Consider the following 26,069-nt stretch of genomic DNA (forward strand, 5'->3'; position numbering starts at 1 on the left):
CGTCAAGATGGCACTGCAAAAATACGACTAAAAGTGGTGTGTGCTGTTTGGAGCTGTGCCCTAGATAAGAGCAGGTTGGTTGTATCCAAACCTGCCGGGTGCTCGAGTTCGACTAAGTCGTCATCGGCGACAACTTCGTGATTCGGGCCGGTCACGTGGTGACGTACGCGGCCAAGTGGGTAGGGCAAGTGTAGTGGCATAGTGAATCTGTATCAGAGCGGAAATATTGAGGAGTTCGGAGCCTTCGTGAACCAGCGGATCGTGCTCACCCCCTCCCAGACCAATGCTTTTGGCTACAAGGACATCGTGCTCGAGGACGAGCTCGAGGACCTGAAGGTCGTTGGCGAATTCCTCTCCGTACTGTAAGCGAGTGGGATGCAGTTGGCGCTCTATCTATGGCGATGCTAGCTGGATAGCGAGTGGCAGAACCTTCATGCTACTCGCTATCCAATACCCAATTATCAGGTGAGTTTGATATGACAGACCCGTTCAAGCAGCTTCACGATGCGATGGAAGAGTTCTCCGCCGAACGTGACTGGGACCAGTTCCACTCGCCCAAGAACCTGGCCATGGCACTGACGGTGGAGGCAGCTGAACTACAGGAGTGCTTCCAGTGGCTGACCGAGGCTCAGTCTCAAGCGCTTGATGAGAAGCAACTGGCCGCCGTCCGTGATGAAATTGCCGATGTTCAGCTTTATCTGGTTCGACTGGCGGGCAAGCTGGACGTGGATATTGAAGCGGCATGCCGGGCGAAGATGGAGAAGAATGCGGAGAAATATCCCATCGATCAAGTGAAGGGTAGGGCGAAAAAGTACACGAACTTTATGAGCGATAGGTGAGAGCAAGTTAAATTTTCAATTAATGTCGCGAAATTAAAAATAGAGTGATTTATGGTTGAATTAATCGATGACGACAGCCTTATTGATGTTAAGGATAGAAGGAAAAGAGCTGCTATCTTAATACATACGCAAATAGTCAAGTCAGGCGGATATCCAAGAGCGGCCCAAGCTGTTCAGGTAATGCTTCGAAAGCCTGAGCATCCGTATCATCCATTTGGTCTTGATAATATAACGTTGAGTGAGGTTCTAAAGAAAAGACATCTCGAGATAGGCTTAGGTAATCTTGGGTTTATTATTGAGGACCATAGGGTTATAGGCTTGGAAGGAGTGTCAAATCTTCTAGAGCAGTGATAGGTTTCATAACAAATATGGCGGCAAGATCTGCGCCGCGCTGGATCGTCAGCACCCCCGGTACCTTTTCGATGTGAAGCTGCTGCTGAACCAAGGCGGTCTGGATCCTAGTGTATTCGAAGGCTTTCTGATCTATCTGCTGGGGCACCCTAGGCCCTTGAACGAAGTGATCAACCCGAGGTTGAAGCCGTTGGGTGACGTCTACCGAGAGGAGTTTGTCGGGATGGCCAGGGCCGATATCCCGTTGCAGCAGCTCGAGGACGTATGGCACGAACTTCTGACGCGGCTGGGCCAGTTGATGACGGACGATGATGTTCGCTTTCTTCCGTCCTTCAAGCAGGATACGCCTGATTGGGCGCTATGCCCGCTGTCGAGCGTTGAACGGTTGCCTGCCGTGCGCTGGAAGCTCGCTAACATCCAGAAGATGGGGTCTGACAAGCATCGTCGGTCTCTGGAGCAGTTGGAACAGGTTTTGGGCCGGCTGCAGATAGGCGCTTAGCGACGAGCACCAACGTCTGCCTCGATAGGCTCAATGTGTTAGAAGATAAATTCAAGGTAAAACTGCTCTCGGTAACAATGCCTTATGAAGTCAAGAATTAGCGCAAACGGGGTGCATCTTTTCGATCGACATTCAGGTCTGAATATCCTGCTAGACGAGTTGTGCCCGGAAGAGTCGGTTTGGTCGATGTCCCCCCGCCAGGTATCCATTGCACTCACCAATGTTTGCGACCTTCACTGCGCGTACTGCTACGCGCCGAAGCACAAAGCGTCGCTGCATACTGACCAAGTGCTCGGCTGGTTGAAAGAACTGGATGCTGAGGGGTGCCTAGGCATCGGATTTGGTGGCGGCGAACCCACGCTGCACCCTGACTTCGTCGACATATGCAAACGAGCTGCGGGAGAGACTCAGCTCGCGGTCACATTCACGACTCATGGTCATCGCCTGACGCCACAGTTGGTCGAGCGCCTCAAGGGCTCGATCCATTTCACACGCATTAGCGTTGACGGGTTAGGTCGCACCTATGAAGAACAGCGCGGGAAGCAGTTTGCCAGCTTGCTCCGAGGCATTGAATCGATTGCGACCTTGTCGCCCTTTGGGATCAACGTTGTGGTAAACAAGCGCACAGTTTCTGAACTTGACGCGATAAGCGAGCTCGCGCAAAAGGTTGGAGCTAGTGAATTGCTGTTGCTTCCTCAACAAGCAACCACCACGGTAGCAAGCATGGATGGAGTGGTCGGCCGAGCTCTTCAGGATTGGGTCTCTAGCTACAGAGGCAAGGTTCGCCTTGCGGTCAGTGAGGTGGGGGCGTCAGGACTGCCTACGTGCGATCCACTTCCTGATGAGCGAGGTCTCCAGTCCTACGCACACATAGACGCATCTGGAGTGGTTCGTGCGAGTTCATACTCGCCCAGTGGCGCGAAGATTGGAGACGCAGGCGTCCTATCGGCGCTTAAGCAAATCAGAAATACTTGAGATCTAACGAGAGATGCAGTCATGAAGATTTGGAATGGATACGGATCTGAGCACTCGATGAATCTAGTTCTAATCGGGAAGTTCAAGCGGGCTCAAGATGCAGAGAAGGTAGAGAAGGACATTGACACGCTCAGCGCTCAGGCTTGGGAGGACGAAAGCCACTCCATCCCATTTGCTGACCCAGAGAATCAAAGATTTTCAGATGACATGCTCTCGTTGCTGCGGAGCCTGAGCCTCCATACCTTAGGACCAAGTGAGCCCGGACAGCTGGTATCAGACCACCACCTCGACCGTGAAGATAGCCGAATCACTGTAACGACTGACGAGGCTGACGTATCCGCGTTCGTGAAGATCTTCATCGAGGCTGGGGCGAAGGTCGAAATATTCTCAGCGCACGACTACCCATCCGACTCCACCGATACCGACTGACAGGGGAAAGCGCCGATGCCTGAAGCAAATTGGAATGTATTCAGCGAATTGCCCGGTGCAGCGGATGAAAACTTCGAGAAGCTTTGTCGCTCTCTGGTTCGCCGCCATTACGGTCGCTTCGGTCGTTTCAAGCAACTTGCGAATCAGCCTGGCGTGGAGTTCCACCTTGAGTTGACCGAGTCTTGTAATCTCGGAGCGCCGCCACGCTGGATTGGCTGGCAATGCAAATGGTATGCGCTGGCGAATGGAGAAAATCTGGGAGCCACGCGTCGCAGCAAGATCATTGACGGTATAGAGAAAACTCGCAGGCATTTGCCAGATGTGACCGATTGGAAGCTTTGGACACACCACACTCTGACGAAGGGGGACCAAAAGTGGTTCTTCGCTCTTGAGAAAGAGCGTTTCCCTGAGTTGAAGTTGGAGTTGCTGACGGCAGAGGATATCGAAGACCTATTGGTTGGGCCGGGTGCGCTGCTTAGAGAAACTTACTTCGGTGAGCTCGTCCTCACGCCGGCACTACTTGCTGAGCAGTACAGTCTCGCTAAGGCTCCATTCAACCGCAGATACCAGCCGGAAGTTCATGTGGTCGTTGGGGCAGAGGAAAAGATGCACAGGTATCTGGGCGGCCAGGGTGCGTGGGACTCACTAGATAAGCTCTCAAGCGCCCTCAAGACAAATTGCACGTCCATTGCTGCGCTCACGTCGCAACTCCAAACCGAACTCAAGGCGGAAGTTGACTCGCTCCTGGCTCGAGCTACTGGGTTGGCTGACCTGCTTGATAGCCTACATGCGGCGCTCGGCAAGGGTGACTTCGACGCTGTACAGCAACAAATATTAGCAGCGAATCCGTCGCAGCCGGTGCGCTACGACAGGATGCTCTCCAAGCTGCGTGGTGCGCGTTCAGGTGGAGCACTGTTAGCCGCGAATTTGGTTGCGGACATTCACGCAGCATCGTCGGCGCTGCGCAGTCTGGATCAGTCGGTCGGCGTTCGAACCGTGGCTGTGCTTGCAGCTGCAGGCGAAGGAAAATCCGAGCTTGCTGTCAGGATGACGCAGCCGGACGGAGACCTCCCCGGTGGTGTCTTGCTGCTGGGTAAAAATCTTCATGCAGGCCAAGGACTTGACGATCTTGTGTCTGCCTTCAAGATTTCTGGTAGGCCGGCGGAGAGCTTCGACCGGCTGGTCGAGGCCGTAGATGCAGCGGGGCAGCGGGCGGGCAGGCGCCTCCCCATTGTTATTGACGGCCTAAATGAGGCAGAAGACCCGAGAAACTGGAAGGATGAGCTCGCGCGAGCGGAAGAGCTACTGAAGGACTTTCCGTACGTCTTGCTGGTTGTCACGCTACGCAATGAGTTCGCGCAGATGTGCCTGCCGGAGGAATTCCCTCAACTTGAACACAACGGGTTCCAGGAAGATCCGCAGACGGCCATCGACAAGTACTTTGAGTTCTACAAGATCGACGCGACCGATGCGGATTTGCCAATCGAGTTCTTGCAGCACCCGTTGACGCTGAGAATCTTCTGCGAGGTGGCGAACCCTCAGCGCCAGCACCTTGTCGGGGTGGAAGTGCTGCCCAGTTCGCTTACAAGCCTGTTTGAAGCGCACTTCGACAAGGTCGCAGCACGAGTTGCCGAGCTTTCTCCGGCAACGCATCGTATCTATCAGGAGGAGGTGCAAGATGCGCTACTGACGATCGCGGGTCTTCTTTGGGAGCGCAACGCGAGAAGCGTGGAGTTCCAGGCTGCACGGGAGGCAGTTGGAGACGTGGGCCGATGGGATGTCAGTGTCATTCGCGCGCTTGAGTCCGAAGGTGTCCTCGTTCGAACAATTTCTGAAGACGGCGGCCAAGGACTTTCATTTTCATACGATTTGATGGCCGGATATATGATGGCGCGCCACCTGCTGAGCAGGCCGGCCTTGGCGCAGTGGCTGCAAAGCGATGAAGGACGTGCGCAGTTCCAATTCCGTGAACCTGGGTCGCATACCTTCGCCTTTGACGTGTTCAGGGCTCTGGTTGGCCTGTATCCCCAACGCTTTGGCAGGCGTCAGCTTTGGCAAGACTTGTCGGACGAGAAGCTCGTCATGAACGCTCTGTTGTTGACGGCCCAATCAGACCCAAGGCACATAGGGAGGGAAACGGTAGAACGGTTCGCGCGTGCAATGCAAGAGTCGAAACGGTTCGCACAGATTGCATTCGGGAGACTTCGGAGTACCAGGGCAGCACGAGCGCATCCATTTGACATGGACTTCTTGCACGGCGTGCTCTCAGCGATGCCCAATACGCAGCGTGATCTTTTCTGGTCAGAGTGGGTTCGCGAGAAGTCTGAGGAAATTGAAGACGACTGCAAATTCCTAACGGCCAGATGGAAGTCGGGTGCCCTCGACGAGCGAGAAATTCGGCGCGCGCGCTGGGTGATGTGGACGCTGACGTCTACGTCCAGACATCTACGCGACGTGGCCACAAAAACTCTGTACGAATTTTCCATCAAGCGGCCCACGGAGTTTTTCCGGCTGGCAGTAAATGCAATTGCCGTTTCAGACACATACGTCCCCGAACGGATGTTCGCCGCGGCCTATGGTGCGGCGCTGACCACCTGGTCGGATATTAATGCTGTGGAGATGCGTGAGGTATTGCCAAGAGTTGCTCGTGAAATTTATCAAGCGATGTTCGCGCCTGGCGCGACGCATCCTACTTGGCATGCCCTGTACCAGCAGTATTGTCTGGGACTCATCGCCATCGCAAGGATGGTTGATCCGTCTTGCTTGTCTGAGGACGAGGCTGCGCACCTTCTTCCACCATTTAGTCATCTAGCTAACCCGTTTCAGAACATGCGGCACTATGACCCGGCAGTGATCGAGGCTGCGAAGCGTGCGGCGATTCGAATGGACTTTGGCAACTACACGATTGGAACATTGGTTCCAGATCGATCGAACTACGACGACAGTAACCCAGAGTACCAGCGGGTGCTGCTGGCAATCGTTTCGCGAATGCTGGTGCTTGGCTATGACCCCGAGCAGTTCGAAGCTGTCGATCGCCAAATGAACTCCGGCCCACGTATTGGAGGTGATAAGCACAAGGTCGACCGATACGGGAAAAAATACGGTTGGATCGCTTACTTCGAGATGTGGGGGTTCCGTTACGCGCAGGGTCTCCTTGCCGAGTGGCACAGCGCTCGCCCCTCAGATGCGGACATCGATCCGACGTTTCCACTCGAGGCCGCAAACATCGATTTGCAACTACCAGACTTGTTCACCAATCAGCCTACGGGTACTGGTGACTGGATAGTGAACGGTACGCAACCAGACTATCGCGACATCCTCGAAATTGCGGAGATGGATGGCTTGGATGGGTCGTGGGTATTACTTGACGGGTTCCTCAAACACAACGCTCCCGCTGATGACCGCCAGGTCTTCACCTTCCTCCGAAGTGTACTCGTTGACAGCGAAGACGTCGACCGCTTGTGCACGTTGTTCAGTGGTCTTGAATACCCCGGAAATTCCGCCATCCCCGATGAGCCAAGCTACTACTACACTTATGCGGGTGAGATGCCTTTCGCCTCGATTCCTGGACTCCCTGTTTCTGATGAGCAAGAGGGCGACCACGACGAACAAATGGTGTCCGCTAATAGGTGGACAAACAATGGTGTCGCGGTCGACATCCCAGTGCAGAAGTACAGCTGGGAGAGCTACCACAGTGCGTTGAACCAGAGCAGCGGTGTGAGTCTGCCTTCTAAACTGCTTTGTGAGGCTTTGAGTCTCAGGTACCACTCCAACCGATGGGACTTATACGATGCTTCAGGTGTGGCATCTCTTTATCGAGAAGTCGGAGAGTATGGCTCACAGATCAGCGGCTCTTTAAGCTATCTGCGTCGTGACCTTCTTGATAGTTACTTGAGCCAGACCGGAAAGGCATTGGTCTGGCTCATGTGGGGAGAGCGTGGCTTTCATTACCGGTCAGCCGAGGCACGCAACCTGTACGAGTACTATGAGAACCACCAGCATATTCACAAGCGTACTCACGTCTATCAGCCCGCTTCGAGCACTCAATCGTAGGCTAAATCAGGGAGGAGGAGTCGCCATTCTTGGGCGCAGTAGGCGTTTATGCAGTGCGTGGAACTGGCAGCGGATTCAATATTCAGTATGGATGCTCGGTTCGACGGCCTGACTAGGTCGAGGCACGTTAAAATCAGCGCCTAGAATGTCAGCTATCCGGCGAACCATTTTCTGGTACGACCAGAGAATGCAGTAAGTTAATATCGCCGGTGCCAGCCCTCTAACCACATCGGACTTGAGTGTGTAGCACAAGCGGTCAGCATGCCTTTGAGAGAAGCAGTTTTACGCCCTCTCAGAGGTATGCTATTCGAAAGTGGGGAGAGAGCTCTAAAACGGTACACCTCTGGTACACACACCAGCTTCGGATGCTCTCTTCAACTTTCGCTAACCCACTGATTCCAAAGAACTGCACCTTTCGCTCGATTACGGTTGCTTCCCCTTTTATGTCAGTGGATTATTGTTTTAAAAACGAACTCATAACCCCCTGGTCTGATCCTGAAGATTTCAGCCAGCCAATATCTTCCAGTCTTACTTTTCTCCTCCAGCCAAGCCCCCATACTTCCCCTTGAAATACAGCAGTGGCCGCGCCGTCCCCGCAACATCCAGATTCAGTCCCTTCACTTCCCCGATCACGATCAGGTGATCACCTGCAGGATGCTCAGCGTGAATTTTGCAGTCGAGCCAGTGCAGGCTGTCATTGATCACGGGGTTGCCGAGGGGAGAGAGCTGCCAGTCGATGCCTTGCCATTTGTCCGCGCCACGCATGGCGAACTGGTTGGAGACATGGCTTTGCTCACTGGAGAGGATGTTGACGGCAAAGCGCTCTGCCTGGCGGATCTTCGGGTAGCTGAAGGAGCTAGCCTTGACGCTGAAGGAGACCAGCGGCGGGTTCATCGAGACGCTGTAGAACGACTGGCAGGTGAAGCCGATCGGTTCGTCGTCGACCTGGGTAGTGATGATCGTGATGCCGGAGGCGAAGTGGCCGAGGGCTTCACGGAAACTGGCGGGGTCGATGATGGTGTCAGCTTTGGTGTCGGTATTGGAGAGTGGCATGGCAGGTCCTGCAAAAGTGGGGAGGTGGTAATGATCAGCCGTGGGGGAGGGGCTGCAGCGATAGCGCGAGACTGGGGCTTGAGTGACAAGGATGTGAGTGATGAAAAAATGGCCGTCGTGAATCCTTCACGATGGCCATTTTTGTTTGCGGCGGTATCAGCCGCTGCTGCTTTCACTTTCGAGCACTATCGTCGGGCCAACTCGGTTTGGAACTAGCTGGACGCTATCTGTCAGTGCTGTGCCCTAGCCCGCGCTCTGTCTCGGCCAAGCGATCAGCGCTGTGCTTCGAGTTCCTTGCGCACAATGGCGGCGCCAGCGCTGAGTGCCTGCAGCTTGCCGCGGGCCACTTCACGGGAGAGCGGGGCCATGCCGCAGTTGGTGCAGGGATAGAGCTTGTCGGCATCCACGAACTGCAGCGCCTTGCGCAGGGTCTCGGCGACCTCTTCCGGCGTCTCGATGGTGTTGTTGGCGACATCGATGGCACCGACCATCACCTTCTTGCCACGGATCAGCTCGATCAGCTCCATCGGCACATGGGAGTTGTGGCATTCCAGCGAGACGATATCGATGTTGGATTGCTGAAGCTTGGGGAAGGCTTCTTCGTACTGACGCCATTCGGAGCCCAGGGTGTTCTTCCAGTCGGTGTTGGCCTTGATGCCGTAGCCGTAACAGATATGGATGGCGGTCTCGCACTTGAGGCCTTCGATCGCACGCTCCAGCGTGGCGATGCCCCATTCATTCACTTCATCGAAGAACACGTTGAAGGCCGGTTCATCGAACTGGATGATGTCGACGCCTGCCGCTTCAAGTTCCTTGGCTTCCTCGTTGAGGATCTTGGCGAATTCCCAGGCCAGCTTCTCGCGGCTCTTGTAATGGCCATCGAAGAGGGTGTCGACCATGGTCATCGGGCCAGGCAGCGCCCACTTGATCGGTTGATCAGTCTGCGAGCGCAGGAACTTGGCATCTTCGACAAACACCGGCTTCTGGCGGGAGACCGGGCCGACCACGGACGGCACGCTGGCCTCGTAACGATCACGGATCTTGACGGTTTCGCGCTTCTCGAAATCCACGCCATTCAGGTGTTCGATGAAGGTGGTGACGAAGTGCTGACGCGATTGCTCGCCATCGCTGACGATATCGATCCCGGCGTGCTGCTGCTCCTGCAGGGAGACGCGCAGGGCATCCTGCTTGCCCGCGACCAGTGCCTCACCTTCGAGCTTCCAGGGGGACCAGAGGACCTCCGGTTCGGCGAGCCAGGAAGGTTTCGGCAGGCTGCCAGCGGTGGAGGTCGGGAGTAATCTCGTCATGATGAATAACCTTGTCCTTGGAATGGTTCAGATAGCGAATGTCGTTCGTCGATCAGCGCGCGCTGTTTGCGGATTGGTGAGCTGACCGATGATGGAGTTATCGGTTGGCGGACCAGTTGGCGGACCACTGCTCGAGCAGACTCTGGTAAGGCTTGATGAAGCTCTCTTCCACGAACTTGCCTTGCTCGATGGCGAGCTGGCTGCGCTCTTCGCGGTCGTACACGATGCGCGTCAGTGAATGGTCCTGCTGCTTCAGGCTCGCCTGATAGGATTTTCCGGCCACGGAATTGGCGTTGTAGACCTCGGGACGATAGATCTTCTGGAAGGTGTCCATGGTGCTGATGGTGCTGATCAGTTCCAGATTGCTGTAATCGTTGAGCAGGTCGCCGGTGTGGTAGAAGGCCAGCGGCGCAACGCTGCCCGGCGGCATGAAGTAGCGCACCTTCAGGCCCATCTTGCTGAAGTACGCATCGGTCAGGGAATCGTCGTCCTGGCGATATTCCACCCCGAGGATCGGGTGCACGTTCTCGGTCTGCTGATAGGTCTTGGTGGTCGAGACGCTGATGCAGATGATCGGCGGCTTCTTGAAACATTCCTTGTAGGCAGCAGAACCCACGAAGGCCTGGAACAGATTGCCGTGCAGCTCGCCGAATTGCTCCGGCACGCTGAAGGAGTCCTTGCCCTTGTTGTGCTCCAGCAGGCGCACGCTGAAGTCATAATCGCGCACGTAGGACGAGAAGTTGTTGCCGGTCACGCCGTCAATACGCTGATTCGTCTGATGGTCGACGATGGTGGTCTGCAGGATCTCGATGATCGGCAGGGCATTGTCAGAACGCGCGGCATCGAGATTCAGCTCGACGGAGATGATGTCCAGCTCGACGGAGTAACGGTCGCCCTTGGGGTTGTCCCAGTTGGCCAGCGCATTGAATCGGTTGTTGATCATGTTCAGCGTGCTGCGCAGGTTCTGCTGACGGCTCTCACCACGCGCCAGGTTGGCGAAGTTGGTGGTCAGGCGGGTGTTTTCCGCCGGAACGTAGTTCTCGTCGAAGCGCAGACTGTTGATGCTGAAACCGAATTCGTTGCTCATGGCGTTCACCCTGATCCTGAGAGAGAAAATTCACTGTGTCGTCGACATCTTCCCGTGATCTTTCAGGCGTCTCGTGAGCGGGTTGCTCTCTGTGAGAACGCATCCATGCCGGGAGAGGCACGCTGCTCGCCATCACGTTCCGTGTGCTGGCTGTGAAGTGCAGCGTCATGGGAAGTCTTCATCAACGATCTGATGGAGGTGAGTATCTAGTGCCTGGCTTCATGAGACAAACTGGATTTTTTAATGTTCAAGTTGAGAGAGATTCATGATGGTGGCGGGCGTCATGTTGGCCGCTGTGAAAGCCGGCGAAACGAGCGGGGATAGGCGGGCTCAGCTAGCGCGCAACGTGAGCCGCTGAGACGTTGATGCGTCGTGCACCGGAGCGATTGGGTCGTACGCCCTGCAAAGATGCTGCACGGCGAAGGAATCCAAGCTGCGACCAGGATTGTCGTATCAGTAATTCAAGCTAATTCTTATGACAAGAAGTGAAACGAGTGCCTGTATTATGAAAATATGCCTCAAGAATCATCGCTCTCGGTCGATATGCATAGGGTAATACCTAGGTCTTGGCGGATAGCTGCGATATCTGATGTGATCAACTTGTTATATCGATCATAGTCTATATGGCCAAGGTCGCATTGAAATTTGGGAATTAATTTTTATAGCTGATCAATAAGGATATTGTTATGCCACTTCCCTTAATCCTTGCTGGAGCAGCCCTGGCTAGCGCCGCCTACGGCGCGAAGAAAGGCTATGACGGTTATCAGAGTCATTCGGAAGCCGACGAAATCGTTAAGAGTGCCCAGCAGCGCTATGACGAAAAACGAGAAGTGTTTAAGAAACAGGAGAAGACGACAACGGGGGCACTCGAAGCGCTGGGAAAAAAAGAGCTGGAGATTGGCAAGCGTCTAGGTGAGTTCAAGGTTTTGGCTGACAAGCTTCAGCAACAGTTGAATGAGGGTCGAAAGAATAAGCTGAAAGTTAATATTCCCAAGCATAAGCTCCAAGAAATTAGGGAATATAGCTACACAGCCGTTGGCGTGCTGGGAACGATCGCAGGAGCCGGCACCGCCGGTGCTGCTGCCGGGTTTGCAGTCTACGGTGGCGTTATGGCTTTGGGCGCAGCGTCAACGGGCACTGCGATATCCTCTCTGGCAGGGGCTGCCGCCACCAACGCCACCCTGGCGGCCATTGGTGGTGGCTCTTTGGCAACGGGCGGTATGGGCATGGCTGGTGGAACGGCAATTCTTGGGGGCGCAGTAGCTGGCCCTGTATTGGCGATTGCAGGCTGGGCTTATAATAGCCATGGTAAAGAAGCGCTCAGGAATGCTCGCAAGGCCGATGAGGAAGCCAATGAATCCATCAAAAAGCTGGAACGAGCTATTGAGCATCTTAGTCAGACCACGGCTTATGTGCGTAAGATAAAAAGTGCACTCACATTACTTGATGATAAGTTTATTTTGTATTTTGATAAACTTAAAGAAATTGACGGTTATCTGCAGTATATTAAAAGCCATGATCTCGGTGTGGCGAAAGAAATAAGTAAGATGAATGAAGAGATCATGCGTACTATCGAAAATGGCTATGCATTGGCAGCCATTATGGTTGATTTGATCACTACTCCGATATTTAAGGTCAAAGCTGTAGATAGTGGAGTACTCCTGGATGAGAAAGGTGTGCCTGTTATGGAGGCAGATGCAGAGGGCTCTATGATACTCAATCATAGTGAATTGGATAATCAGCTTGAAGAAGCGACATCCAGTGCGGAAGGCATCAAGGAAGCTTGATGTCGCCAGTGGGGAGTGAAAGCTCCCCACTATCACCTTTTCTTTTCATGAGTCTCCCTATGCACACTTCAGCGCAGGATTTTAACTGGGCGAAAGAGCTCGAAAAAACCGTCGTCAATAGTTTGACAACCAGTTTCGGTTTGGACTTTCTTCTGTTTGAGGACAAGATAGGTGGAAACGTCGACACCGTTCATAACGCTCGCCAAGGGGTTTGGGCCACAGACAGAGAAAAGCAGCGCTATCAAAATCGAGAAAAGTATAATAGCGGCTTATATCATAAGGACGCTAGGTTTAAAAAGACCGGGAGTGATGACAAGCTACGACATCAAGCCGGGGGTCTTCACGATCCTTATCGAAATACCACCATGGGGCCGGGAGAGAAGCGTAATCTCGATCATGTGATCAGTGCCCAGGAAGTTCATGATGACCCAGGGCGCACCCTAGCGGAGATGGATGGGGTAAAACTGGCCAATCAGGATAGCAACCCCAATCCACGCAGGAAACAGTCAACAAGTCGAAGAGTGCGACCCCCATCAATGCATACCTGGAAAAGCTACCGAAGCTCATAGAGCGTAAGGAAGAAAAGCGGGAGAGGGATATCCATCGGCTGGAAAGTATGCCAAGAAACACTCCCGAGGAGCGGCACAAAGCTCGAGAACTTGAAGACAGGATTCGTCAGAAGGAAAATGCGATCAAGGAGCTTAAGTCCATTGACTCCGAGGAGATGCGGAAAAGGGACGCGGAAGCCAGAATGCCCTACGAACAGCAGATCAATCGCTCTTATTACACTAGCAGCAAGTTCGTAAAGCAGACCGCTAAGGCATCGGGTATGGCGGGGGTGAAGATGGGCACCCGCCAAATGTTGGGGTTGATAATGGCTGAGGTCTGGTTCGAACTGCGCGAGCAAATTCCAGCCTTGGTAGAGAAGAATAGAGAAAACTTCGATTTTTCATCATTCATCGACAGTATCAACAAGACACTGAAAGGTATCTGGATACGAGTAAAGGCACGCTTCAAGGACTTTCTTACGGCCTTCAAGGATGGCGTCTTCGGCGGCGTATTTGCCAGCCTCACAACCACGCTCTTCAATGTGTTTGCTACAACGCAGCGCATGGCAGTAAAAATCATCCGAGAGGTCTGGGGTCAGTTTGTAAAGGCCTTGAAGTTGCTGATTTTTAACCCCGACCAGTTAGGCTTTGTTGATCTGTGTAAGGCTGTCGTCTCCGTGCTGTCCATTGGGGCTGCTACGGTGGTGGGATCTGTGGCCTATATCCAACTATTGCCGATGTGCAATTTTCCGCTGGGTGCCGAGCTGGCGGCTTTCTGTAGCGCGCTGGTAACTGGCGTCGTCACTTTGGGGCTGAGCTACTTCATGCTCCATAGCGGCATAGCAAAAAAAATATGGGCGTTTGTTGAGTCGATCATGCCGCATGCCGACATGATCGCGAAATTCCAGTCCATCAACGCTGAGCTGGATCAGTATCTTATAGAGCTGAGCAAGCTCGAGTTTAATCTTGATGCAGATGAGCTGGAAGACTTCTCGCAACAGTTAGTAGCTTGTAACAATGAAATTCAGAGGGGGTCGCTCTTACAAGACGAAGTTGATAAGAGAGGTATAGAATTGCCCTACGAGATGGGGAACTCTGAGAGCACGCGGAAATGGTTGGCATCATGCATCAAGGGATAAGCACGTTTCCATGCACCCAATGTGGCCTTTGTTGTCAGCATGTTAATTTGGCGAACGAGACTAAGCCTCTTGATCGGGGAGATGGTACTTGCAAGCATTACAGTGATGCTGATAAGAGATGTAACATTTACGCCGATCGACCTGATATTTGCCGGGTCGATCGGCAGTATGAGTTGCATTATGCTGATCAATATAGTTGGAATGAGTTTGTAGATATTAACTTGGAAATATGTAGTATCTTATGGGAAGTATCTGAAAAAAGTTAATCATTAAGTCGGTGCTGTCTAAGGGGGGAGCACCGGCGTATGTCGTGGTTTTCGTTCAGATGTATTCCCTTTCAGCAAAGATCTGGCATCCCCCGCGACCCACCATGATGTAATCAATGACTCGAAACTCTACTGACGGCTCTCACCACGCGCCAGGTTGGCGAAGTTGGTGGTCAGGCGGGTGCTTTCCTGCGGCGTGGAGTTCTCGGCGAAGTGCAGACTCTTGATGCTGAAACCGAATTCATTGCTCATAGCGTTCACCCTGATCCTGAGAGAGAAAATTGACTGTGTCGTCGATATCTTCCCGTGATCTTTCAGGTGTCTCGTGAGCGGGTTGCTCTCTGTGAGAATGCATCCATGATGTGAGAGGCACGCTGAGCGGGGTGAGGCGGGCTCAGCAAGCACGCAACGTGAGCCGTAGAGACGTTGACGTGAGGAGTGGGAAAGAGGGGTAAGAATAGAAACACACACGCAAGCACCTGACGCTTCAGAGCACGACACCCTCATGCACTCTTCACGTTCTCCATACTCGGCCATGAAGATGCAGCTGGCTCATCATGAGGCGAGTGGCTGGTGATTGGGGGCCACCAGGCCGTGGCGGCGCATGCGGCGGTAGATGGTGGGCCGCGAGACACCGAGTTGGCGGGCGACCTGGCTGACGTTCCAGTCCGTGTGGCGCAACAGCTCGAGCAGTTCGTTGGCGTCCGCATCAGCCCCCGCATCAGCCCCTGCAGACGCGGGGGCTGGAGAGGCCGGGTTCGAGGAAGCACCGGAGGCAAAGGGGGTGGCAGCGGCAAGCGGGCTGGCAGCCCCGCGGGCGCTGCCGGTGTGGGTCTGGCAGACCTCCGGCAGATCATGCAGGGTGATTTCATCGCCTTCCGCGGTAGCCATCGCGAAGGCAATCGCATTGCGCAGTTGGCGTATGTTGCCCGGCCAGTGATGACTCAGCAGCGCACTGATGGCATCGGCGCGCAGGTGGAGTGTCTGGTCGCGTTCGGCCTGCAGCTCCGCATGCAGCTTGCGAATGAGGTAGTGGCGGTCGGCGCGCTCACGCAGTGCAGGTAGCAGGAGTTCGGCGCCGTTGAGTCGGTAGTAGAGGTCTTCGCGGAATTGCCCGCTGGCGATCAGCTCCGTGACATCACGATGCGTGGCAGTGATGACGCGAATATCCACCTTGATGGGCGTCTCGGACCCCAGTGGCGACACCTCCCGTTCGGCGAGCACGCGCAGCAGGCGTGACTGGAGCGGCAACGGCATGTCACCGATCTCATCCAGAAAGAGCGTGCCGCCGTCGGCCTGTTGGATCAGGCCGCGCATGCCCTTGGGCCTTCCTCCCGTGAACGCGCCCGGCAGATAGCCGAAGAGTTCACTTTCAATCAGCGATTCCGGAATGGCGGCGCAGTTCACCGCCACGAAGGGCGCCTTGGCGCGTGGCCCGCTGTCATGCAGTGCTCGCGCCAACACTTCCTTGCCGGTACCCGTCTCGCCACGAATCAGGATGCTCACGTTCTCGTGGCGCATGCGGCGCGCCAGCTTGAGCAGCCGGTGCATGGAAGGGTCATCTCTCGCGAGCTGATCCAGCTCAGGTACCGGGTCTTCCAGCTGACTGACGGTGGGGAGGGCCCGCACCGGATAGCCGCGCGGCTCGATCAGTGTCACGAAGACGATGGCGTCATCCGCCCGCAGACGGAAGGCGCGAATCTGATCCAGGCTGGCGTGCGGAATGCTCAACAGCTCATTGAGCTCCCCATCGAACAGCTGCGTGACGGCGGGCAGGGTGGAGACCGTCCACGGTGGCCAGCGCGCCAGATGCGCATCGATCAGGCGTCGGCCTTCGTGGTTGGCGGCGACCACCTTGCCATCTTCCTGAATGGCAAACAGGCCACGACCATTCAGGTGCACGAATTCCCGCGCCGTGTCGAAGCGCAGGATCAGGCAATCCCGATAGCGATGCAGGAAGTAGGCGTCCTCGATCATGCGGGCGTGCAGGGTGACCAGGGAGAGCGCAAAGGTCTGGCTCTCCTGCGGGCGAGGCGATTTCAGCGCCGAGATGTCGAGGGCAGCGATTACACGGCCCTGGGGGTCGGTGATGGGGGCCGCGGTGCAGGTCAGGTCGATGTGGGTGGCATCGAAGTGCTCACGCTGATGACAGGTGACGGCTGCACCATCGTGCAGACAGGTGCCCGCCGCCGAGGTGCCGGCATAGCGCTCGTTCCAGTCCGACCCAAGATAGAGGCCCGCGCGCCGCAGCTCACTCAATTGATCACGCTGACCCCGGAAATCCACCGCGATGCCGCGTTGATCGGTGAGGATCAGCGCATAGCCATGTTGTGCGATCTGACTATAGAGCCGCTCCACGCCGGCACGCGCCACATGCAGCAGCTCATCCGCCGATTCCTGATGATCGCGCAGCGCCTGCTGGGTGAGAACGCGGACCGGGCGAGGGCGGCTGGGGTCGAGCTGGTATTCCTCCAGACAGCGCTGCCAGGAGCGACGGATGACATCGCGCTGCGCCTCAGGGAAGGCGTCGCGGCCTTCGCCCAGCTGCATCAGGGTCTGGATATGCTGCCGCTTGTCGGGCTGCATCGTTTCGAGTTGGCGGATCATGGCTGCCTCGGCGCTGGCCGTCTCGGGACGGCTCTTTTGATAGTGGCTACGGCTCTTTTGATTGTGGCTATGGCTCTTGTGCCGGTGGCAATCGCGGTTGTCACAACAGCGTCCATAGCGAAAGCGGCGTGTGCTCCTTCAAGCGTATGCGGTGTGGCGGGAGCGTCAATCACCCTGTCCTGCATCCTTGGTCGGGGCGTTACAGGTGTAACGCCCCGTGTCAGGCGTACGGCGTACAGTTGTCACGAGGAAGGGGGAGAGCCCGGCGAGGCGAGGAGGTTGGTGATTCGGTAGTGGCGAATTTTGTCATTCACGACAAGTGCTTACGAGATTTGTCAGTCGTGCATGACGAAGCTGGCATGCTTGATGCCTTGGATGGGAGGCGTGACTACAACATCCAACAACACGCGGAGAGACGCCATGACCGCACGCACGCCAACTCAGATCGCTCAGCAATGGCTCGATGATTTCGAGTCCTCCCTGACTCAGCGCGATATCGCCCGGGTTCTCTCGTTGTTTGGCGAGGAATGCTACTGGCGCGATTTGATCGCCTTCACCTGGAATCTCAAGACGTCGGAGGGCAAGGACGAGATCCAGTCGATGCTCGCGGCGACCCTCGAGCATGTCGCTCCCTCTCGCTGGCAACTGGATGGCGAGGCCAGTGAGGCCGGCGGCATCGTCGAAGCCTGGTTCACCTTCGAGACCGCCGATGCACGCGGCAAGGGCTTGTTGCGCCTGAATGAAGGGCGCTGCTGGACGTTGTTGACCGCCATGCGCGAACTCAAGGAATTTCCCGAGCCGCTGGGCATGCAGCGCCCCAAGGGCGCCGAGCATGGAGCCAACAAGCAGCGTGAGACCTGGCTTGAGTCGCGTCAGCGCGAAGAGGCCGAGCTGGGCTACGAGCGCCAGCCGTATTGCGTGATCATCGGTGGCGGTCAGGGCGGTATCGGTCTGGCCGCGCGGCTCAGACAGATGGATGTGCCGACCATCGTGATCGACAAGAATCCGCGCGCGGGCGATGCCTGGCGCAATCGCTACAAGTCCCTGTGTCTGCATGATCCGGTGTGGTACGACCACATGCCCTACATTCCCTTCCCGGCAAACTGGCCGGTGTTCGCGCCCAAGGACAAGGTCGCGGACTGGCTGGAGATGTACACCAAGATCATGGAGCTCAATTACTGGAACTCCACGGCTTGTGAGAGTGCGCACTTCGATGAGGCGAGCGGCGAATGGGTGGTCGAGGTGGTACGCGACGGCAAGCCCGTGACCCTGCGTCCCAAGCAACTGGTGCTGGCCACGGGCATGTCGGGCATGCCCAACGTGCCGCACTTTCCGGGGGCCGAGACCTTCGAAGGCGAGCAGCAACACTCCAGCCAGCACCCGGGGCCGGATGCCTATCGTGGCAAGAAGGTGGTCGTGGTGGGCGCCAACAATTCCGCTCACGACATCTGCGCCGCGCTGTGGGAGCACGACGCGGATGTGACCATGCTGCAGCGCTCCTCCACGCATGTGGTGAAGTCCAACTCTTTGATGGAAGAGGCGCTGGGTCCGCTCTATTCCGAGCAGGCTTTGCAAAACGGCATCGATCACCACAAGGCGGACCTGATCTTTGCCTCGATTCCCTACCGGATACTGCCTGACTTCCAGCGCCCGATCTTCGAGGCGATCCGCAAGCGTGATGCGGACTACTATCGTCGGCTGGAGGCGGCAGGCTTCCTGCTCGATTTCGGCGATGACGACTCTGGCCTGTTCCTGAAATATCTGCGCCGCGGCTCCGGTTACTACATCGATGTGGGCGCCTGTGATCTGGTCGCCAATGGTGACATCAAGCTGCGCAGTGGCGTTGGCATCGAGTGCATCAATCCGCGCTCGGTCACTCTGACCGACGGCTCGGAGTTGCCCGCTGATCTGATCGTCTATGCCACCGGCTACGGCTCGATGAATGGCTGGGCGGCACGAATCATCTCGCAGGACGTCGCCGACAAGGTCGGCAAATGCTGGGGCATGGGCTCCGATACGCTCAAGGACCCCGGGCCCTGGGAGGGCGAGCTGCGCAACATGTGGAAGCCTACCCAGCAGCAGGCGTTATGGTTCCACGGCGGCAACCTGCACCAGTCCCGCCACTACTCCCAGTATCTGGCGCTGCAGCTCAAGGCGCGGCTCGAGGGTATCCCGACGCCGGTCTACGGCCTTCAGGAAGTCCACCACCTGAGCTGAGGCCAGTGGCGCTGGGCAGTGCTCCAGCGTCATGGCAGCAGCGCAGCTTTTGCAGATTTCAGTGAGAGATTCAGGAGACGACTCATGCAACTGAACGACAAGATTGCACTGGTGACAGGGGGTGGGCGCGGTATTGGCCAGGGGATCGCGCTGGCATTGGCCAAGGCGGGCGCGGATGTCGTGGTGGCGGATCTGGATCTCGCCATCGCCCGCGAGACGGCGGAAAAAGTGGAGGCACTGGGTAGACGGTGTCTGGCGCTACAGGTCGATGTCGCGGATGCGGCGTCCGTGCGGCGCTTGATTGAAGAGGCAGAGGCCGGACTCGGCCCGCTCGATATCGCCGTCAACAATGCCGGCATCATCGGCATCCATTCCATCGATGCGCTGACGGTGGAGGAGTGGGACCGCGTCATGAACGTCAACGCCCGCGGCACCTTCCTGTGCACTCAAGCCGAGGTCGCCGTGATGCGCTCACGCCGCGTCGGGCGGATCATCAACGTGGCCTCGATGGCCGGCAAGGTCGGCTTCCCTGATCTGTCGCACTACTGTGCCTCGAAGTTCGCGGTCATCGGCTTTACCAATGCCGTCGCCAAGGAAGTGGCAGCGGAAGGCATCACCGTCAATGCGATCTGCCCGGGCGTGGTGGGTACCGGCATGTGGCGGGGTGAGAGCGGGCTCTCGGCACGCTGGAGTCAGGAAGGCGAAAGCGAGCCCGCTGCATGGGAGCGCCTGCAGAAGAGCCTGCTGCCCCAGGGAGTCGCCCAGACACCTGAGGACATGGGACAGCTGGTGGTCTACCTCGCCCAGGCCGAACACGTGACAGGGCAGGCCATCGCCGTCGATGGTGGCTTCACGCTGTGAGTCAGCAATGAGCCAGCATTGAGCCAGCATTGAGTCAGCACAGAGAGCAAGGTTGAGCTCAGTGGCTGACGGCAAGGGCTGATCGCATGACACAACGCCGCCTTCCGGCAACGGGAGGCGGCGTTGTGGTGTCTGGTCTGTTGCGCAGAGTATTCAGTCCAGCTTCACCCTGCACTGAGCGGCCAGCGATAGGGATCAGTAGAGGTGAACGGCCTCCAGGCGGGCACGCGACACACCTTGCTCATCGGTCAGCGTCAGTGTCTTGCCTTCTATCTGCCAGCCCGACACGTCATTAAGTGTCGCGAGGAAATCGCGTTCGAGCGTTGCTGCTTCACCGGGGCATGCCATGCGCGTGGTGGCCAGACGGCCGAAGCCGAGTTCTTGCTCATCATGGTGATACTCCCCCATCAGGCGATTGCAGCCGGTGGAGCCTGCCACTCGCGAGCCTTGCGTTTGAGAGTCTGGGCTGTGCAGGACGATGTGGGCTTCACGCTTGCCTTCCATCACGGGTGTCGGCTGCTCATCGAGTGCCACCAGCTTCCAATAGGTGTTCTCCAGCGGCTCATCCACGCCTTGATAATCCTCTGAGGATTGAGCGCCTGCGCAGCCGCCCAAGGTGAGTGCTGCGCTCATCATGGCGGCCCATGTCATCACTTGCGCTTGTTTCATGCGGGTGTCTCCCTCACTAATAGGTTGTCTACGGCGATTTCGGGGCTGTGCTTTCAAGGGCCGTGCTTTTCGGTCTGTGTTTTTCGGGGCTGGGCTCCGGGAGCGCTGGAAGCCCTCGCAGACAGCGACATCGCCAGCGTGGTCATCTGAAGAGTTGTAGGCTGAGTCAGGAAGACGCGTTACGTATTCTGAAACAATCGCCAAGGAGTTGTCATGCCAGCCACCCGCACGCCCTCGTCCGCCAGGGAGCGGATACATCTGTGGTGGGATCTGTTCATCATCGTGCTCGTGATCGCCAATCTGGCATTGCTGCTGTTCGATAGCCTCTTCCTGATTCCCCCGCTGAACACGGCCTTCGAGGCCGTGACACCCGGGTTGCATGCGGCCTATGAGCAGAACATCCACGCCAATTTCCTCTCCATCGACCTGGCGTTCGTCGCCGTCTTCCTGCTCGATGTGCTGGCGGGGTGGGCAGTGGCCATCGCGGAGCGGCGCTACCATCGCTGGTTCTTCTATCCCTTCGTGCACTGGTATGACGTGCTGGGGTGTATCCCGCTGAGCGGCTTCCGCCTGTTGCGTGTATTGCGTGTGATCTCGCTGTTGTTCCGCCTGCAACGTCTCGGCTTGATCGATGTTCGCCGCTGGTACCTCTACGGCGTGGCGGCAAAGTATCTCGATATCCTGCTGGAAGAGCTGACGGACCGTATCTCCCTGCGCATGCTCGACAACGTGCAGCAGCAGTTGCGCGACAGCGATGACCTCTCATCTTCGGTGATCGAGCGTGTCGTGGAGCCTCGCAAGCAGGCCTTGATCCGTGAAATTACCCAGCGCCTCGAGACCATGGCGGGGGATGTCTATACCCAGAATCGCGACGATACCCTGCGCTATGTGCGGGGCCTGGTCAGCCGCACTCTCGCCGAGAGTCCGGAGCTCCAGCGTGTCTCGCGCCTGCCCATGGGCACCCAGCTGACCAAAGGGCTCGAAAGTTCGCTGTCGGATCTGGCCTGTCACCTTGTCGATGAAGCGCTGGTCGGCCTGCGCTCCAAGGAGTTCTCGGCACTGGTGGGGCATCTGGCAGAGAGTGGTTTCGATGCCTGGTCGCGCACTGACCCGAGGACGGAGCAGATCACCGAGCAGGTGCTGATCGACATGCTGGATCTGCTCAAGGAGCGGATCGCCGTGAAGAGTTGGCAGAAGAAATACGAGTGACGTGATGCACCAGCCTCATCCTGATGAGCCACTCGCGGCGTTCGGGATGAGAAGGTTCGATGTTTGGCGCACGGGAATGTGTTTGCGAGAATGCTGATACATTCATCCCACGCTGAGAGTCTGTGAACTGCGGGTGTCGTCACGCAGCGATAGCGCGGCCTGATGACATATCAGCATCTCGCCAGCGTGGGAGCCGCGACAGGAGGACAGTGTCATGGCGAATCCAACACGCACTGAGGTAGCCGAGTCAGCACCGGGCGTTCCGTTCGACCCGGCACAGGTGGCTGTCATCGAGCAATTCGGCGGCAGCATCACTCCGCTGGAGCCGATTGGCGCCGAGGTGAGGGGGATCGATCTGTCCGCTCAGGACGCGCCGCCCGCGCCAGTGCTTGAGGCGCTGGAGCAGATCATGGCCGAGCGCGGCTTCCTGGTCTTCAAGCGCGATACGCCCCTGGAGGCCGATGACTTCCTGCGCGCCAGTTGCTGGTGGGGCGGCAAGGAGCTGCACAGTACCCATGGGATGCATCCGGCCACGCCCGACGGCAACCGGCACATCTTTCGGCTGTCGAACGATCGCCGTCACGGCATCCCCGGCGTCGGGCCGCAGTGGCATAACGACGGCAGCTTCAATACCGATACGTTTTCGCACTCCGGTTACCACATCATCCGCCCGGCCGAGAAAGGCGGCGGTACCTGCTTTGCCCATCAGGGCGCGGCCCATGACGCCTTGTCTGCCGAGCGTCAGGCCTTCTGGCGCCGTCTTGCTTCGGTGAATTCCTCCTCCGGGGCCGTACATCCTGTGGTACACGAACACCCCATCACCGGTCGCAAGTGCATCTGGCTTCATCTGGGCATGACCGGCGCAGTGATCGAGAAGCTACCCGACCAGGAAGCCTTCCGGCTGCTGACCGCCGAAGAGCTGACGCAGCTCTGCCGTGAGTACAACGCCATCCTGAATGCCGGTTTCACCGAGGGTTACGCCCTCGACTTCGAGTACCAGGAAAACGACTGCGTGTTCATCGATAACCTGGCGGTGGCCCATCGGGCCGCGCCCGGCGCGCACTTGCCGGCACAGGAGCAAGGCCTGCGGATCATGCATCGCAGTACCGTGCGCGGCACTCAGGATCTGGCACCTGGTTTTGGCCTGCCGCTGCAGGTGGATATCCATGGCCCCAGCCCGCTGGAGAATGGTGTATGGCAGGGCGGCGGTATCGGCTTTCGTTGGGAAGAGAACATCCCGATGCAGAACTGAGGCTGGCGCGCTCAGGCAAGACACTTGCAGCGGGACGTGCGTTACGGCGAAGTGAAGGCCAGGGCAGATCAGGGCAGATCAGATCAGGGGGAGATCAAGGTGAAGATCTAGTTACAGAGGAAAGACCAGAGCCCTTGAAGAGTTGGCATCAGCCGCACGAGTGATAGGGTGGGGACATCATCCCGGCCAAGCGTTGATGGGGCAGGGGAGGCGTGTCAGCCGTGCTGGCCGCCCGAGCCTGTCCGATCACGTTTCAGGGAGAGAACCAGACTCGCAAAGGAAGCCATCATGTCATCTGCCCATGACACCGTCATCGAAAGACCCGATAGCCTGCATGCCAAGGAGTGGCTACGCGCGTACCAGCGGGTACGCGCCGCCACCGAGGCGATCTGTGCGCCGCTGCACAAGGAAGACTACATGGTGCAGAGCATGGCAGATGTCAGCCCGCCCAAGTGGCACATCGCCCATGTCACCTGGTTCTTCGAAGCCTTCATCCTGAAGCCGTTTCAGCCGGACTATCAGACGCTCGACCCCGCCTACGACCACCTCTTCAACTCCTACTATGAGACACATGGCATACCGTTCCCGCGCGCCGAGCGTGGCACGATCTCGCGCCCGACCGTCGACGATGTCTATCGCTATCGCGCGCACGTCGATCAGGCCATGCAAACGCTGCTTGAGAATCCGCCACGGGAATATCTGCCCGAGATTCTTCGCCGCCTGGAGCTGGGGCTGCCGCATGAGCAGCAGCATCAGGAGCTGCTGTTGATGGACATCAAGCACATCCTGGCGCAGAACCCGCTGTGTCCGGCCTATCGAGATGATCTGACTCCGGGATTGGCACCGACATCTGCGCAGAAAGTGCCGCCGCTCGGCTGGCTGGCCTATCCAGCCGGGATTCGCGAGATCGGTCATGATGCAGCCGAAGGTGGCTTCGCCTACGACAACGAGATGGGCCGTCACCGTCAGTTCGTCGAAGCGTTCCAGATGGCCGATCGTCCGGTGACCAACGGCGAGTTTCTCGCGTTCATGCAGGACGGCGGATACGCCACCCCCGAGCACTGGCTGGCGGATGGTTGGGCGACGGTCAAGGCGGAAGGCTGGCGGGCGCCGCTTTACTGGGTCGAGCGCGACGGCGTCTGGCATCACTACACGCTGGGCGGCCTGGTGCCGGTGGATCTGAGCGCGCCGGTCTGCCACGTCAGCTTCTTCGAGGCCGATGCCTACGCGCAGTGGGCGGGCGCGCGTCTGCCGACTGAAGCCGAGTGGGAAACGGTGGCCCAGGATGTTCCCCTCACGGGTAACTTCGTCGAAAAGGATCATCTGCAGCCAGTCGCGTCAGAGAAAGCCGAAGGCATGCCGAGTCAGATGTTCGGCGATGTCTGGGAGTGGACGGGCAGTGCCTATCGTCCGTATCCGGGCTTTCGCAAGTTGCCGGGCAGCTTGGGCGAGTACAACGGCAAGTTCATGTCCGGTCAGATGGTGCTTCGTGGAGGCTGTTGTGCCACGCCCGCCGACCACATCCGCGCGACCTATCGCAACTTCTTCCCGCCCGAGGCGCGCTGGGCGTTCTCCGGCTTCCGGCTCGCCAAGGATGATGGTGAGTGATGGAGCCTGGTCTTTCATGACGCGCCTCCAAGCACCTTCATCTGCCGCTTCTATCTTCTAACCCGTAAAGGAGTGTTCATGGCCGACCACCCCGAACCGCGTATCACGCTGCACCCGCTATCCTCGCGGGTGCGAATCCTGGTCGGTGAGACAGTGATCGCTGACACCGGCAACGCACTGGAATTGCGCGAGAAGGGCTATCCACCGAGGCTCTACCTGCCGCGCGCCGATGTGGCGATGGCGAAGCTTTCGGTCTCTCACACCGTCACCCATTGTCCCTTCAAGGGCGACAGCACCTATTACTCCTTGCCCGATCTTCCTGATATCGCCTGGAGTTACGACCAGCCCATCGAGGAAATGCAGGCGATCGCTGGGCGACTGGCGTTTGATGGAGGGAAGGTCACGTTGGAGGTGGAGTGATGCCACTCAGGGCACCAGGCTAGCAGCCCTGGCTTGACCCGCTGATCCAAATCACCGCATGTTTAACATGAGCTATAGCTTGATAACTCCAACTCGGACGGAGATGACAAGATGCGAAAAATGATAAGAGCGCTGTCATTATTCTCGGCAATGTTGCTGTTAGCGGCATGTGCGGATAGCCATCAGCTCACGAAGTCGGCTGGTTCACCGACATTTTCCCTGGATTCCTCTGACACTATCTATGTATCAGTGCCAAGAGATGGTGTTTATGGCTCTCAGCGTTATACCGGCTCTGGCATGACGACCGCTCAGATAATTCAAGGCGCGTTTCTCAAGCACGTAGATAGCGTGAATTACGGCAACTCAACGCAGTCAAGAGACGATGCGTGGGAAGCTGCTATGGAGGCTGGCGCTCTCTATCTGGTCTATCCCATTATCTTGCACTGGGAGGATAGGGCCACTGAGTGGTCGGGCAAGCCTGACCGAGTCGAGGTCAAGATGCAGGTGATAGACGTTGCGACGAATACCACGGAAGCCACCGCGATAGCCAAGGGCAAGAGTGGGCTGGCCACCATGGGAGGGGATCATCCTCAGGATCTCTTGCCAGACCCGGTCAATGAATTCGTTTCATCGCTGTTTAATGCCCAATAAGTTAATGAAAACAGTGGCTTGATCGCTGGTCAGTCATTAGAATCCTGCGCTTGCTGCACCGCGCCCAGCCATCGGGCGCGGTCAGTGTTCATCTGCATTGGCCTGCCGCAAGCGCGCCGCAGCCTTATCGCTCTTTCATCACGACTCAGTACTCTCGGTTGGACGAATCACCCCGCTTGATTCCTTTCCGTAAAGGCTGCACCAGGAGTCAAGACAGTGGTTGTCTCTTCGAACATCGCGCC

Annotated in this window: 23 protein-coding genes; 17 read left to right on the top strand and 6 right to left on the bottom strand. The window is 57.1% G+C overall.

Annotation, left to right across the window (positions count from 1 at the left end):
- The first annotated feature begins 476 nt into the window (after positions 1-476).
- From HA399_RS06310 to HA399_RS06335, 6 genes are all read left to right on the top strand, one after another.
- Positions 477-839, top strand: a complete 363-nt coding sequence (locus tag HA399_RS06310; protein WP_404326464.1) for a nucleotide pyrophosphohydrolase — start codon at positions 477-479, stop codon at positions 837-839.
- Between the two features lie 51 nt (positions 840-890).
- Positions 891-1,190: a hypothetical protein gene (locus tag HA399_RS06315; RefSeq protein ID WP_404326466.1), complete on the top strand. Its 300-nt coding sequence runs from the start codon at positions 891-893 to the stop codon at positions 1,188-1,190.
- 73 nt (positions 1,191-1,263) lie between these two features.
- Entirely contained in the window at positions 1,264-1,689 is a 426-nt protein-coding gene (locus HA399_RS06320; RefSeq protein WP_404326468.1) for a hypothetical protein, read from the top strand.
- A 186-nt stretch (positions 1,690-1,875) separates the two neighbouring features.
- On the top strand, positions 1,876-2,664 hold the full coding sequence (locus tag HA399_RS06325; RefSeq protein WP_404326470.1) for a radical SAM protein: 789 nt from the start codon (positions 1,876-1,878) through the stop codon (positions 2,662-2,664).
- A 21-nt stretch (positions 2,665-2,685) separates the two neighbouring features.
- Complete coding sequence (locus HA399_RS06330; RefSeq protein ID WP_404326471.1) at positions 2,686-3,093, top strand: DUF6375 family protein; 408 nt, start codon at positions 2,686-2,688, stop codon at positions 3,091-3,093.
- 15 nt (positions 3,094-3,108) lie between these two features.
- Positions 3,109-7,146 (top strand): hypothetical protein, encoded by a 4,038-nt coding sequence (locus tag HA399_RS06335; protein WP_404326472.1) that lies wholly within the window; start codon positions 3,109-3,111, stop codon positions 7,144-7,146.
- A 528-nt stretch (positions 7,147-7,674) separates the two neighbouring features.
- On the opposite strand, the gene HA399_RS06340 is transcribed toward HA399_RS06335, so the two are convergent.
- From HA399_RS06340 to HA399_RS06350, 3 genes are all read right to left on the bottom strand, one after another.
- Positions 7,675-8,199, bottom strand: coding sequence for a flavin reductase family protein (locus tag HA399_RS06340; RefSeq protein ID WP_404326473.1), 525 nt, complete (start codon positions 8,197-8,199; stop codon positions 7,675-7,677).
- A 272-nt stretch (positions 8,200-8,471) separates the two neighbouring features.
- Complete coding sequence (locus HA399_RS06345; protein ID WP_107335139.1) at positions 8,472-9,506, bottom strand: methionine synthase; 1,035 nt, start codon at positions 9,504-9,506, stop codon at positions 8,472-8,474.
- Positions 9,507-9,603: 97 nt separating this feature from the next.
- Entirely contained in the window at positions 9,604-10,593 is a 990-nt protein-coding gene (locus HA399_RS06350) for a DUF1852 domain-containing protein (RefSeq protein WP_153635466.1), read from the bottom strand.
- Positions 10,594-11,279: 686 nt separating this feature from the next.
- On the opposite strand from HA399_RS06350, the gene HA399_RS06355 reads away from it, so the two are divergent.
- From HA399_RS06355 to HA399_RS06370, 4 genes are read left to right on the top strand one after another with little or no spacing between them, the layout of a single operon-like run.
- On the top strand, positions 11,280-12,380 hold the full coding sequence (locus HA399_RS06355; RefSeq protein WP_404326475.1) for a hypothetical protein: 1,101 nt from the start codon (positions 11,280-11,282) through the stop codon (positions 12,378-12,380).
- A gap of 59 nt (positions 12,381-12,439) precedes the next feature.
- Positions 12,440-12,949 (top strand): hypothetical protein, encoded by a 510-nt coding sequence (locus HA399_RS06360; RefSeq protein WP_404326477.1) that lies wholly within the window; start codon positions 12,440-12,442, stop codon positions 12,947-12,949.
- Positions 12,950-12,996: 47 nt separating this feature from the next.
- Complete coding sequence (locus HA399_RS06365; RefSeq protein WP_404326478.1) at positions 12,997-14,067, top strand: hypothetical protein; 1,071 nt, start codon at positions 12,997-12,999, stop codon at positions 14,065-14,067.
- A complete protein-coding gene (locus HA399_RS06370) occupies positions 14,052-14,333 on the top strand; it encodes a YkgJ family cysteine cluster protein (RefSeq protein ID WP_192837962.1) in 282 nt (93 codons plus the stop codon). The genes HA399_RS06365 and HA399_RS06370 overlap by 16 nt, the downstream gene beginning before the upstream one ends.
- A gap of 129 nt (positions 14,334-14,462) precedes the next feature.
- Here HA399_RS06370 and HA399_RS06375 read toward each other — a convergent pair whose 3' ends face one another.
- Together HA399_RS06375 and HA399_RS06380 are read right to left on the bottom strand one after the other, a co-directional pair.
- Entirely contained in the window at positions 14,463-14,585 is a 123-nt protein-coding gene (locus HA399_RS06375; protein WP_404326479.1) for a putative oxygenase MesX, read from the bottom strand.
- A 303-nt stretch (positions 14,586-14,888) separates the two neighbouring features.
- On the bottom strand, positions 14,889-16,940 hold the full coding sequence (locus HA399_RS06380) for a sigma-54-dependent Fis family transcriptional regulator (protein WP_404326480.1): 2,052 nt from the start codon (positions 16,938-16,940) through the stop codon (positions 14,889-14,891).
- 420 nt (positions 16,941-17,360) lie between these two features.
- Here HA399_RS06380 and HA399_RS06385 point away from each other — a divergent pair, with 420 nt between their 5' ends.
- Together HA399_RS06385 and HA399_RS06390 are read left to right on the top strand one after the other, a co-directional pair.
- Complete coding sequence (locus tag HA399_RS06385) at positions 17,361-19,157, top strand: NAD(P)-binding domain-containing protein (protein WP_404326481.1); 1,797 nt, start codon at positions 17,361-17,363, stop codon at positions 19,155-19,157.
- 84 nt (positions 19,158-19,241) lie between these two features.
- On the top strand, positions 19,242-20,018 hold the full coding sequence (locus tag HA399_RS06390; protein ID WP_404326483.1) for an SDR family NAD(P)-dependent oxidoreductase: 777 nt from the start codon (positions 19,242-19,244) through the stop codon (positions 20,016-20,018).
- A gap of 195 nt (positions 20,019-20,213) precedes the next feature.
- Here HA399_RS06390 and HA399_RS06395 read toward each other — a convergent pair whose 3' ends face one another.
- Positions 20,214-20,687, bottom strand: coding sequence for an META domain-containing protein (locus tag HA399_RS06395; RefSeq protein WP_404326484.1), 474 nt, complete (start codon positions 20,685-20,687; stop codon positions 20,214-20,216).
- A 213-nt stretch (positions 20,688-20,900) separates the two neighbouring features.
- Here HA399_RS06395 and HA399_RS06400 point away from each other — a divergent pair, with 213 nt between their 5' ends.
- The 5 genes from HA399_RS06400 to HA399_RS06420 all read left to right on the top strand — a co-directional run bounded on the left by HA399_RS06400 (position 20,901) and on the right by HA399_RS06420 (position 25,827).
- Positions 20,901-21,896 (top strand): ion transporter, encoded by a 996-nt coding sequence (locus HA399_RS06400; RefSeq protein ID WP_024953446.1) that lies wholly within the window; start codon positions 20,901-20,903, stop codon positions 21,894-21,896.
- Positions 21,897-22,110: 214 nt separating this feature from the next.
- The gene (locus HA399_RS06405) at positions 22,111-23,148 is read left to right on the top strand and encodes a TauD/TfdA dioxygenase family protein (RefSeq protein ID WP_404326485.1); all 1,038 of its coding nucleotides are present in this window, start codon (positions 22,111-22,113) and stop codon (positions 23,146-23,148) included.
- A 288-nt stretch (positions 23,149-23,436) separates the two neighbouring features.
- Positions 23,437-24,756, top strand: a complete 1,320-nt coding sequence (egtB, locus tag HA399_RS06410; protein WP_404326486.1) for an ergothioneine biosynthesis protein EgtB — start codon at positions 23,437-23,439, stop codon at positions 24,754-24,756.
- A 78-nt stretch (positions 24,757-24,834) separates the two neighbouring features.
- A complete protein-coding gene (locus HA399_RS06415) occupies positions 24,835-25,176 on the top strand; it encodes a DUF427 domain-containing protein (protein WP_404326487.1) in 342 nt (113 codons plus the stop codon).
- Positions 25,177-25,287: 111 nt separating this feature from the next.
- Complete coding sequence (locus tag HA399_RS06420) at positions 25,288-25,827, top strand: DUF4823 domain-containing protein (protein ID WP_404326488.1); 540 nt, start codon at positions 25,288-25,290, stop codon at positions 25,825-25,827.
- Positions 25,828-26,069 lie beyond the last annotated feature (242 nt).

It is taken from the genome of Cobetia sp. UIB-001 (assembly GCF_044789135.1).
Classification (GTDB): domain Bacteria; phylum Pseudomonadota; class Gammaproteobacteria; order Pseudomonadales; family Halomonadaceae; genus Cobetia; species Cobetia amphilecti.